Source organism: Candidatus Methanoperedens sp. BLZ2 (assembly GCF_002487355.1).
In the GTDB taxonomy this organism is placed as follows: Archaea; Halobacteriota; Methanosarcinia; order Methanosarcinales; family Methanoperedenaceae; genus Methanoperedens.
In genome coordinates this window covers 80,612-92,815 of record NZ_NTMG01000023.1, presented here as the reverse complement: position 1 = coordinate 92,815, position 12,204 = coordinate 80,612, and the positions used below count along the sequence as shown (strand labels likewise).

7 protein-coding genes are annotated in these 12,204 nt (G+C 46.7%); 4 read left to right on the top strand and 3 right to left on the bottom strand.

Annotated elements, in window-relative coordinates:
• From CL181_RS03580 to CL181_RS03570, 3 genes are all read left to right on the top strand, one after another.
• A partial coding sequence (locus CL181_RS03580; protein ID WP_141398781.1) for an immunoglobulin-like domain-containing protein occupies positions 1–768 on the top strand: 768 nt, incomplete at its 5' end.
• Between the two features lie 385 nt (positions 769–1,153).
• Positions 1,154–1,450: a hypothetical protein gene (locus CL181_RS03575; protein WP_097297871.1), complete on the top strand. Its 297-nt coding sequence runs from the start codon at positions 1,154–1,156 to the stop codon at positions 1,448–1,450.
• 15 nt (positions 1,451–1,465) lie between these two features.
• On the top strand, positions 1,466–2,359 hold the full coding sequence (locus tag CL181_RS03570) for a TIGR00269 family protein (RefSeq protein WP_097297870.1): 894 nt from the start codon (positions 1,466–1,468) through the stop codon (positions 2,357–2,359).
• A 5-nt stretch (positions 2,360–2,364) separates the two neighbouring features.
• Here the strand turns inward: CL181_RS03570 and CL181_RS03565 are convergent, their stop codons facing one another.
• Positions 2,365–2,622, bottom strand: a complete 258-nt coding sequence (locus CL181_RS03565) for a hypothetical protein (RefSeq protein WP_097297869.1) — start codon at positions 2,620–2,622, stop codon at positions 2,365–2,367.
• 112 nt (positions 2,623–2,734) lie between these two features.
• Entirely contained in the window at positions 2,735–6,550 is a 3,816-nt protein-coding gene (locus tag CL181_RS03560; protein ID WP_097297868.1) for a carbohydrate binding domain-containing protein, read from the bottom strand.
• Between the two features lie 224 nt (positions 6,551–6,774).
• Between CL181_RS03560 and CL181_RS20090 the strand changes: the two genes are divergently transcribed.
• A complete protein-coding gene (locus CL181_RS20090; protein ID WP_176505047.1) occupies positions 6,775–6,915 on the top strand; it encodes a hypothetical protein in 141 nt (46 codons plus the stop codon).
• Between the two features lie 113 nt (positions 6,916–7,028).
• On the opposite strand, the gene CL181_RS03555 is transcribed toward CL181_RS20090, so the two are convergent.
• Positions 7,029–12,011: a carbohydrate binding domain-containing protein gene (locus CL181_RS03555; RefSeq protein ID WP_097297867.1), complete on the bottom strand. Its 4,983-nt coding sequence runs from the start codon at positions 12,009–12,011 to the stop codon at positions 7,029–7,031.
• Positions 12,012–12,204: the final 193 nt, after the last annotated feature.

Sequence of the window (12,204 nt, the reverse complement as noted above, 5' to 3'; positions counted from 1 at the left end):
GTAGGCGGCACCTATGTTGATGCCGGAGCAACAGCTAAAGATGCAGTTGATGGAGTTGTAGCGGTAACAGCAGTGAGCACGGTTGACACTAAAGTTGTGGGATCGTACACTGTCACCTATTCAGCAACAGATAAGGCAGGAAACAAAGCCACAGCTGTCAGGACGGTCAAAGTCGTAGCAGCAGCAGGAGATATCACTGCCCCGGTCATCACCATAACTGGCGCAAACCCTGCTTCAGTAACAGTAGGCGGCACCTATGTTGATGCCGGAGCAACAGCTAAAGATGCAGTTGATGGAGTTGTAGCGGTAACAGCAGTGAGCACGGTTGACACTAAAGTTGTGGGATCGTACACTGTCACCTATTCAGCAACAGATAAGGCAGGAAACAAAGCCACAGCAGTCAGAACGGTCAAAGTCGTAGCAGCACCATCCCCTGACGAAAAAGCAACAATAACATTTGTCGTAACTGACAAAACAGGTAAGCCAATCCACGATGCAGAAGTAGAACTTGGCGAAAAAACCATTAAGACAAATGATTCCGGTATGGCAATATTTACTAATGTGGTTCTAAAATCTTACGAATATGAGATAGAAATGGATCATTATGAGGAAATTGAAGGTAAGATCAGCGTCACAGGAGATCAAATCATTACTGTGAAATTAGTCATAGAGGAAGAAGAACATGATGAAGAACATGATGAAGAACATGATGAAGAACATGATGAAGAAGAATCACATGGAGATAAACTATACAGAAGTAGGAATTAGAAAAAGAACTTGACTTAGATTAGAGGTATAAGCGCATTTTGTTAAAGATGATGGGTAGATTCCTTATATAAGGATTTTTACCTCTTCTTCTTTTTTTATTGAGGCAAATGGATTTAATATCACCAATCTGAAGCAGTGCACTCCAGATTTTGTTGCATAATACTTATCGCACATTAAATAAGTAATATAAGGATTTATTATGGTTTAAATTAGTAATTATACAATATAATACTATTATTTAAAAATATATTGATTATAGTACCTTTTTAAACTAAAAAAAACTATGTAAACACTCAATATTATTATATTAGATAACTTGCGTACGAATATTAATGATATTCTGCAAGCGCAATTGCAGTATGAAAAATGAAAAGGAGAAAAACATATGAATAAAAAATTATCAATAGGCATGGTTTTGATACTCTACGCAGCCCTGGCAGGAATACCGAGTGTTATGTCATATCTCATGGAAAAGAATATAATTGTACAATCTTACGGTGTGTCCTGTGGTTCATGCCATGTTGATCCGAGTGCCAACATACCAGGAAAAATAAACCTGACCAGACCTAAACAAGTGACAGGAAAAGAATTTTCACAGCCAGGGATAGATCAGATGGGAATGCCCCAAATAATCTATCCGGGAATTTTCCGCCAACATGAGAAATCATTAATAAAAGAATAACATTTAACCTGGTACATGAAATGCCAGCGATGCAGCAAGAGCGCAGTGATATACCAGAAATACTCAAATGCTCACCTTTGCAAAAATCATTTTATCGAAGATGTTGAGCGAAAGATCAAGCGTGACATCCGCAAATTCAAAATGATTGGAAAAGGTGAGAAGATAGCTGTGGCATTAAGCGGCGGAAAGGACAGCATCGCATTATTGTATGTCCTTCATAAGATTTTCAAGAACCGCCCTGATCTTGAATTTATGGCAATTACGATAGATGAAGGCATCAAGGGCTACAGGGAACATACGCTTTCCCATGCCATTAAACTGACCGGTGAATTGGGGATAAGGCATATAATCAGGTCTTTTGAGGAGGAATTTAAAACTTCACTTGATGCTTTGACCCGGGAAAAAGAGAATGCTGCCTGCACCCTGTGCGGGGTTCTTCGTAAAAATATCCTGAATAAAGCCGCACGCGAGCTTGGAGCCGATAAGATCGCGATAGGACATAATCTTGATGATGAATCCCAGACGATTTTGATGAATTACTTGCGCGGGGACGTTGACAGGTTAAAAAGAATGCTTCCCGGAACTATCCAGAAAGGAATGGTGCCAAGGATCAAGCCGCTTCGAAGTATCCCCGAAAAAGAGGTAGCTCTTTATGGATTCATGAATAACCTTCCCGTAAGTATGGATGAATGCCCGTATGCAGGCTCCGCCCTCAGGAATGAAATAAGGGATATGCTGAATAATTATGAAGTAAAACATCCAGGGACAAAATACTCTCTTCTGGGCGGTTATGAATCTATTTCCGGCTTTTTGCGTCCTGCTGATACACAGATCGTTTTTTGCGAAAAGTGTAATGAACCGGGCAGTGACAGGATATGCAAAACATGCAGGCTGCTCGGGCGAAAATGAATAGTTCACCCTATCATCAGCATCAAGATGCGAATTATTATAAATACCCATCCGAGCGCAACAACGATCCAGATTGCCTTTTTTGCAACTTCCGCTATTGCCAGGAATATTGTCAGTACTACAAGCATTCCAATCGCATCTACAATAGATTGTGGTAAAATGACGCCTGAAATAAATTGAATAAGCTCAACTATCTTCTGGCCAATCCAGTGTCCGATAGTGTATATGAATGAAAGAACGTCTTCCAGTAAAGTTTCTGCCATAGTTTACCCTCAAGCCAGTAACAACAGATGATATACTATTTAAACGTTACCAGAAAAAAAAATTAGTACTGGATATAAATCCAGCACTTTATTTATTCCTCTATTAGATCTTCTATATTTTCTCCAATCGAACCTCATCTATGTAGTAGTTGTCTCCTGCTTTCGCAAACGGTATAAGGTAGAACTGTAAACGTGCATCTGTCACATTGCCTGTGAAACCACTGGTATTAAATTGTTTTGTGAATACGGCCCAGTTCGTACCGAGATTGGCTGTATAATCCAATCCATAGGGAGTATAAGGTGTAACCTGTTTGAACAACCTTACTTTTATATCGTGTCCTGTATTCGAATAAGCTGCGAAACTCAGCTGATAGCGGGTGTTTGGTTCAAGGGCTACCCCTGGTTGATATAATTGCATGTTAGTACCAATAGTGCTCAAAGCAATCCTTGCAGAATTAATTCCTGCATAAGCCGGAGGCCCTACACTGAATGTCCCGACGCCGTTCGTATAGAACAACCATGAAGTCTTTCCTGATTCGAATCCCGGGTTCTTTATGAGGTTTATGGAAGTTACCGGTAATACTGTCAGGACTGCGCCGTTGCTAATTACACTGCCCACAGAATTTGTCACGTTGACGCGGAAAACCGAACCGTTATCCGCTAAGGTCGCTGGCGGCGTGGTGTACGATGCGCCTGTTGCACCTGCGATATCAGTACCATTCTTCTGCCACTGGTAACTCAACGACGTCCCCGTAGCCACAACGCTGAATGTTGCAGTCTGTCCTGTTACAACGGTTTGACCGGCAGGATGAGTTACTATCCCTGGCAATACCGGAGTAGTACTGACCTTCTCCAGCCGTACGTTATCAATGTAGTAGGTATCTCCTGCTTTTGCAAACGGTACAAGCCAGAACTGTAAACGCCCGTCGGTAACATTGCTTGCGAAACCACTGGTGGTAAACTGTGTTGTAAATACAGCCCAGCTTGTACCGAGATTGGCTGTATAATCCAGTCCGTAGGGAGTATAAGGTGTAACTTGTTTGAGCAGCCTTACTCTTATATCGTGTCCTGTATTCGAATATGCTGCAAAACTCAGCTGATAGCGTGTGTTCGGTTCAAGGGCTACCCCTTGTTGATACAACTGCATATTTGTACCAGCAGTGCTAAAAGCAAGTCTGGCAGAATTATTTCCTGCATAAGCCGGAGGCCATACATTGAATGTCCCGACACCGTTCGTATAGAACAGCCATGGAGTCTTTCCTGATTCAAATCCCGGGTTCTTTATTAGATTTTGTATAGTAACTGGTGGCGCAATTGCAGACAGGGTTGTAGTTCCGTCTGTGTAACCTGTTGAAGTGGCAGTTGATGTAATCGTCCCCTGTGCTGTCGCATTCACGCTTATTACAACATTACCGTTGACATTAGTTGTCCCGGTTCCTGTTGCATTGCCGCTAAGAGTAACCGCCGCATTTGATACTGGTGTGACGCCGTCTGTCACAGTGAAGTTCACATTTGTCGGTACTCCGACTGTCACTGTTGTCGGAGTTGCAGTGATGTTCAGTTTTGGAACAACTGGTGGTGCACTAACAGTGTACGGCCTCATCATTTCATTCTCTTCATGCTCTAAAATATGGCAGTGCCACACGTAAAGACCTGCGATGTCCCATCTTGCCTTGATTCTTGTAATCTGGCCGGGATAGGCTATTACCGTATCTTTCCATCCTGTTTCCCCCGGCTCTGGAAGTGTGATAGTGCCAACAACTCCAAACGCTGGATCGAACACCTCTCTGTTCACTACCTGGAACATGACTTGATGCAAATGTATGGGATGAGCATCTACTGTGAAGTCATATATATCCCATATTTCAGTGTCGCCAAGTGTGACATTCTCCGTTACGGCATCGCCCCACATCATGGGCATTCCCATTGGCGCACCTGTTGTTGCGTTGAACATGACCGTTCCCAGCAAAGCCGCCTTCGGACACTGGAATCCGGTCAGGCTTGAATTCGAGCATTCTTCATTAAGTGACAGATTTCTGACCTTATTTTCTGCTCCCAGAGGCACAATTGGCGGCAATGTTATCTGATCAGCCGGAGTGCTCGTATCTGGCGTAGTTGCTGCAACTACCCTGAACTGCATGACTCTACCGGTCGTTGCCGGGTTTGCAGGAGCAAAATCACCGCAGCCTGGATTTGTTATTGGATCCTGTCCTATCGGGCATGGCACACCGCCGCCGAATGGTTCGTCAGGACCAACGTTCTGCAATGTTATGTTTGTTCCGACCGGGATGTTGGTGAAGTTTACTATGACGTCTGCTCGTTCAGCGCCTCCAAGTAAAAGCCTGTTAAGCATTGCAGGAGATGCAAGGAAACCGCCTTCAGCCCCTATCTGCGTGAAGTTCATACCGTTGTCCATCTGCAGTATCAGGAACCGCGAGTTATCGCCATTCAGGAACCTGAGCCTGTATTGCTTTTGTTCGACATTCAGGTAAGGCCAGGTTCTTCCATTGACCATCATACTGTCGCCGAAGAACTCGGGATTCCAGATCGGAGCTATGTCACTTATCGGGGCATATGGACCCGTGAAGCCGTCAAAGAGAGCCCTGCTGTCAGGATAGAATATCGAGCCGTCGTCGTTGAACGACCTGTCCTGGATTGCAATAGGAATCTCTGTTATTGGCTCTGCCGGATTCACTCCCACGAACAGCTGCTGGCCTGGCCTGTTGAAGCCGAGGTTGATGTCATCAGCACCTCCCCTGATAAGCCAGAAACCTGCCGGGCCTTGCATGACATTTAACCTGTCCACTCCCAGAGCATGGTCGTGGTACCATATGGTACTTGCCCTCTGGTTGTTCGGGTAATCGAATACCGCATTTCCCGGACCCCAGGAAGCTCCGGATGGAGCAGTTGTCTTAAATATGTCATAGTACGTTCCTGTCGTGGCATAGCCCGCAGGTATATTATTAGCAGCTGGTAAGAACCATGCTTCTGGATGGCCGTCTCCCTCTTGGATAGCGTGTGCTCCATGCACATGGGTAACAATCGGCACAGGCCCGACATAAGTCGTGGGGTCGGTGCCGTGGCTATCTCTTCCTGCAATCCCTGCGGCAGGATTTGCCCAGTGAAGGGTCTGGTCAACTGGAAGGAAAAACGGCAGATAGTTTCCATTCTGATCAACCAGATCGTTGATCCACTTTACACGCACAGGCCTGTTTGCCGTAGTTTCGATTGTAAATGAAGGTGCATTGAAAGTGCCCGGTGTTGTAGCCGAACCATAGCCCCAGACCGTTGTTTGTGGCATTCCTGTTGGAAGTACCTGCTCCTGGAATTCCCTGGTCGCAATCTCGTAATAATCTATCGCAGGGTTGGGTTGGGTGGTCTTTGGCATCTCAGGCGGTATAATTAAGAAATCCTGGAATTTCGGTATGGTTACAGGATCAAGCGGATTTGACACGATAACAGTTCTCGTTGCGGTGCCTGTGTTGTTTGCTGCATCTGTAACAGAATATGTCACTGTATATGTACCGGCAACTGAAGTGTTTACAGGATTGTTGACTAATATAGAAGCTGTCAGATTACCATCAACATTGTCCGTTGCAATTGCTCCTGCATCCTTGTACATCACCGAACCTACACGCAGGCTGGTAACAGGATTCCTTCCAAGGATTGTAATAACTGGTGGTATTACATCAACTGCCATAACTGCATTTTCACTTATTTTTGAGTCAGGAGACTGATTCTCCTGTGTGATAAAAGGACTATTGTCTGATGCAGAGCTCGCACTGGCAACACTGACATTAATTGGACTGTTCGACATCAAGATTGTCAACAGGATTACAGCTGCAAGAAATAATCCGATTTTTTCAAAAAGGCCATTGGTTATTCTCTTTAATTTAAGTATTGGTTTATAGTATTCACTAACTAACATAACATTTTCACTCCATCTTCTCTATCACATTTTTACGATCACAATAAAAAAAATTATTGTGTCTCACAAATTATTCTCTATGATACTATTTATATTTATCATCATTAAAAAATTTAAATGATAGTGTGAATTATCATTGTATACATGTGCATTATCATGTATACATTATTATTACAACTTATTTTTCACTGGCTGACATTATTGTCAATCCATAATACATTGTGATGGCAAAAGATACAAATGCGGATTATTATGAATACCTATCCGGGCGCAACACGACCCAGGTAGCCTTTTTTGCAACTTCCGCTATTGCCAGGAATATTGTCAGTGCTACAAGCATTCCAATCGCATCTACGATAGAATGAAAGAACGTCTTCCAGTAAACAGTAACAACAGATTATATACTATTTAAACATTCCAAAAAAAAATTAGTACTGGATATAAATCCAGCACTTTATTTATTCCTCTATTAGATCTTCTATATTTTCTCCAATCGAACCTCATCTATGTAGTAGTTGTCTCCTGCTCTCGCAAACGGTGCAAGCCAGAACTGTAGACGGCCATCGCTCACTGTCCCTGTGAAACCTGTCGTGGTAAATGTGGTCGTGTATACCTGCCAGCCTGTACCAAGATTCGCTGTAAAGTCCGGCATATAGGCAGTATATGGCGAAACGTGCTTGAACAGCCTCACAGTCACATCATGTCCTGTCGTTGAATATGCAACAAAGCTCAACCGATACAGTGTATTCGGTTCCAGTGTTACTCCTGTCTGGTACAGCTGGATGTTCGTACCAGCGCTGCTCAGGGCAAGTCTGGCAGCTCTTGTCCCGCTATACCCGGGGGATACTGCAGTGAATGTCCCTGTTCCGCTCGTATAGAACAACCATGAAGTCGTTCCTGATTCGAATCCCGGATTCAGGATAATATTGACGGAAGCTGCCGTTGAAACTGTCAGAGTTGCTGAGTTGCTCATGATGCTGCCCGCAAGATTTGCCACATTGACACGGTAGGTTGAACCGTTATCCGCTAAGGTCGCTGGCGGCGTGGTGTACGATGTGCCTGTTGCACCTGCGATATCAGTACCATTCTTCTGCCACTGGTAACTCAACGACGTTCCCGTAGCCACAACGCTAAAGGTTGCGGTCTGTCCTGTTACAACGGTTTGACCGGCAGGATGAGTTACTATCCCCGGCAATACCGGAGCAGTACTGACCTTCTCCAGCCGTACATCATCAATGTAGTAGGTATCTCCTGCTTTTGCAAACGGTACAAGCCAGAACTGTAAACGCCCGTCGGTAACATTACTTGCGAAACCACTGGTGGTAAACTGTGTTGTAAATACAGCCCAGCTTGTACCGAGATTGGCTGTATAATCCAGTCCGTAGGGAGTATAAGGTGTAACTTGTTTGAGCAGCCTTACTCTTATATCGTGTCCTGTATTCGAATATGCTGCGAAACTCAGCTGATAGCGGGTGTTTGGTTCAAGGGCTACCCCTTGTTGATATAACTGCATATTTGTACCAGCAGTGCTAAAAGCAAGTCTGGCAGAATTATTTCCTGCATAAGCCGGAGGCCCTACACTGAATGTCCCGACGCCGTTCGTATAGAACGTCCATGAAGTCTTTCCTGATTCAAATCCAGGGTTATTTATAAGGTTTATGGAAGTTGCTGGCAATACTGTCAATGCTGCGCCATTACTCATTACATTGCCCCATGCATTTGTCACATTGACGCGGAAGACCGCACCGTTATCAGCCAGTACTGTAGTCGGTGTCATATAAGTCGCCCCAGTAGCGCCCGGTATATCCGCCCCGTTCTTCTGCCATTGATAACTCAACGGTAGAGTACCTGCTGCTGTTACACTAAATGTAGCTGTCTGCCCTTCAATAACCGTCTGGCTTGATGGTTGCGTTATGATAGCTGGAGCAGTGGGGTATGATACTCCCGTATATGCTGATGGGGTACTCAACACACTGGCAACAGGGAAACCGATTGATGGGGCGGCGTATACCGCAGTGTCACCGATAACGTTGGAAGCCAGCACACGGTAGTAATACGAAGCGTTGGCCACAGCAGTCGTGTCTGTAAAAGTCATGGTTCCTCCGAACGCACCGTTAGCGCTACCGGCAACCGTGAAATTGGTCAAGCCTGTCGTGAAGTCTGTATTCTCTGCCCTCTGGATAAGGAAGTTTATCTCATCAGCAGAGTTATCTTTCCATGTCAGACTCACCCTGACCGGATTATTAAGCCAGATAGCAGTCAGGTTGGAGGGCGCATCCGGTACAACAATAAAACCAATCGAGTGCATCATATCCATCTCTTCATGGGCCAGGAGATGGCAATGATAGACGTACTCCCAGCCGAAGTTGATTAAGTTGTTGATAACGTTAACAGGTTCCCCATGCGGGTCTTTGAATCCTCCAATTGGCGCCTTCAAGGGCTCGCCCAGCGGCATGGTCGGGTCAAGCGGACGAATGCTATTTTTGACCTTGAAGGGTTGCGTGGGGGCGATGGGTCTCAATGCTATGATTGTGTCTTGAAGCGGATTTACTCTGAAGGTTTCCTTCCACCCAAGCTCATTAAGATCCGGCACCCTGCGGGCATTGTCCCAGGCGACACGGTTGATCAACTGTGCATTGAACAGATGGACGTGAATTGTATGCGTGTCCACGCCGTTATGCGTGATCTTCCATATCTGCGTCCCGTCACCCAGCGATCCGATTTGAGTCCCGTATACTGAGCCTTTGATTATCTCAACAGGCGGGGATAGGTAGGGCAAGAGGATGAAATCCTGGGCACCAGCCGCAGCATTTGGCAGCTCAAGCCCCAGCATAGCGCTCATCCGTCCATATTCCGTGTCGAAAACTTCTCCCATCTCATCCTGGATTGCCTTCGGCTGGAACGGGATGGTCGCCGTGGCGCCGGAGACTGTTTTGAAGGTCCTGGAGCTGTCAAATATTCTCGCGAATTGATCGGCCGGGAAGATCTTGTCATAGGCTGAGTCGTATTCAGTCTGGGGTATGATTATCTCGTCCTGGGATACCTCAAAAACCCCCCTCTTCCCTGCGGCTGTGTTATTGGCGAACACTGTCTCTAATGTGGGCAGATCGACGGCGACCGGGGTACCGGTGACATTCGTCCCTACCTTGATCTGCATGATGGTGCGTGTATTGGGACCATAGCCCGGCAAAGTAGTGGGTGCACCTCCAACATCCGTCAGGTCAGGGTTGCCCGTGTAGTAGTCATAGCGCGTGTCGATCGCCGGGAAAGGCGCTGGAGCATCGTTATACAGAATGAGCGTCTTACCCGCAAATGCGGAGAAGTTTACGATCACGTCCGCCCGTTCTGCTGTTCCCAGGATGAGAGTTCCCTTATTCACAACTCCCATATCGAAATTCGTCTGGTCCATGTTCCAGTCAACCGGCTGGTTGGGCAGTTCCACAGGTTTAGGCAGGAAACCGCCTTCAGTCCCTATCTGGATAAATGACGGGCCAGCAGTAGCCGGGTCAGGCACACCGCCCTCCCTTCCATCGGTCGGCCAGTCAGCCGGGAAACCCGCGGTCGCAACCGCAGGAACCATCTTTACTTCTGTATTAATTCTTCCATCTGCGGTGGTGACAGCAGTATCGGCTACGTATAGCTGCAAATTAAAGAAACGGTCATCCGCTGCATTCAGGATGCGGAACCTGTAAGCCTTTGGCTCCACCTCCAGATAGGGGTAGGCGGCGCCATTGACGATAGGTGTGTCCATGAAGGCTTCTGCGGCCTCTGATGGATTAGGCGTGGCGGGCATATATGGCGGCTCCCAGGGCGTAAGGCTGCAATCATATTGCCCGTTCGGGTACGAACCCTGCGGAGGGGGCGTCGGGAGGCAGTCAGGATTTGGGATCGGCGGGTAGGTGATACCCGTAGTGGGAGGCCAGAACCAGGGCCCATAGTGCCAGCGGCCAAAAGCGTTCATCCCGCCCGCATCCGCCGGGTTCTGGTTCGGCATGTAGACATGCGGGTACCAGAGGTCGCCGGTATTAACACCTGTAATTTTTCCGGTGATCGGGTCTCTTGCTCCTGTTCCCCAGTTCCACGTCGGATCCTGCGCAGCGATCGTAGTGTTGTCTACAAAGGTCTTGTCCTGGATGATAAGAGGTATCCCCACATCCGGGAGGACCTTTATATGGCCGGGGTTGACCCCGGATATATCAGTACCGTTGATCAAATCCTGCTCCACCTGGTCCGTCAGCAGGTAACCAGCGGCTTCGCCGGCATAAACATTGAGACGGGTGATGCCGAATGAATGGTCATGGTAGAACTGTAATCTTGCACTCTGCTGGTTGTTATAGTAGAAGGTCATTGACCCGTCTCCGGGGTCTCCCATGTCCGGGACGTTAGACACGCTGACGCCCTCAGGGTATGATGTCGCCTCGCCAGCAGGTGTGATCCACTGGTGGGGCGTGCCGTCGCTTATCCACGGGACATACCCTCCATGCAGATGCAGGGTACCGCGGTTCTGAGTGAAGTTCCCATTCAGGTTCGACCCCAGAGGTAACTTCGTAACGGGATCAAAATTAATGTTGAATTGGCCTGCCCCCATTACTGTTGTATCTACAGGCAGGAAGAGATCGCCTCCAGCGCCTGTGGGAAGCTTATTGGTGAACTTGATGCGCACAGGTACGTCGCGCCTGGCGACGATCAGAGGGCCGAGCTGATGGACCGGTGCAACGTCCTGGCCGTTTTTAACCTGCACATAACCTCTCAGTCTGGTCGGTGGAAGGTCCGGGTGCATCTTCTCGTTGAATTCTCTCAGTTCGATTTCATAGCAATCGGCTACCTGGCCTGAATATGTGCATGTATCCGGGACAGCAACAGGAATATACTGTCCCAGGTCGTTTGCATTGGCAGGTCCCAGACCAGGCAGCGAGTCCACGAATTTCCTGATGCCGCCGGAGACTCCTGTGGCATTGACCGTCGGTATCGGGCTGTTAGCGTAATTCGGGTAAGGGCCGAAATAGTGCGGTACTCCTCCCGGGTCCATTCCGGCGGGCATGGCAAGCGTACCCACACCAGTTGCTGCAGCAGTGCTTATCCCCGCATCCTTACGAGCTTTTTTGTAACGTTCTGCTGCTGCCTTTCTTTTAGCCGGAAGATCCCGTTTATCTTTAAGACTCTTCGCGGCTTTTTTCTGCTTCTTCATATATTTATCTGATATTGACTTGGCATCAGGAGCATTTGCATTTACTGTCAAGATGTCCGATGTGTCGGCTGCGCTGACGGAAGATGCATTGGAAGATGTATCGCTGACCGCACTTGCAACACTGCCAATACTGCCGCTCATCAGCAATATTGTAAACAGTATTCCGGCGGCGAGCAGTATTCCGATGATTCCAATGCCTGCGCTGAATGTTCTCTTTAGCTTATCTCCAGGTCTAACCTGAATAAAATTAACTCTGGTTTGTTTTTTTTCCATATCCTTACCCCATCCACGAAAATCTTAATTATTGATAGTGGACGTATTATGTTTGAAAAACATACTATATAAATATATCTGTATTAAAAAATTTAAATAATAATGCTAACAATTATGATCATTTAGATTTTTGCTCGTGGCATCAGGATACATATAATCAAACCCATTAAAATAAAATACGACGTGACATAGT

What these genes read in the sequence shown, in the direction of transcription:
- CL181_RS03575 (WP_097297871.1), top strand. Translation starts at nt 1,154, where the DNA reads ATGAATAAAAAATTATCAATAGGCATGGTTTTGATACTCTACGCAGCC.
- CL181_RS03570 (WP_097297870.1), top strand. Translation starts at nt 1,466, where the DNA reads ATGAAATGCCAGCGATGCAGCAAGAGCGCAGTGATATACCAGAAATAC.
- CL181_RS03565 (WP_097297869.1), bottom strand. Translation starts at nt 2,622, where the DNA reads ATGGCAGAAACTTTACTGGAAGACGTTCTTTCATTCATATACACTATC.
- CL181_RS03560 (WP_097297868.1), bottom strand. Translation starts at nt 6,550, where the DNA reads ATGTTAGTTAGTGAATACTATAAACCAATACTTAAATTAAAGAGAATA.
- CL181_RS20090 (WP_176505047.1), top strand. Translation starts at nt 6,775, where the DNA reads ATGGCAAAAGATACAAATGCGGATTATTATGAATACCTATCCGGGCGC.
- CL181_RS03555 (WP_097297867.1), bottom strand. Translation starts at nt 12,011, where the DNA reads ATGGAAAAAAAACAAACCAGAGTTAATTTTATTCAGGTTAGACCTGGA.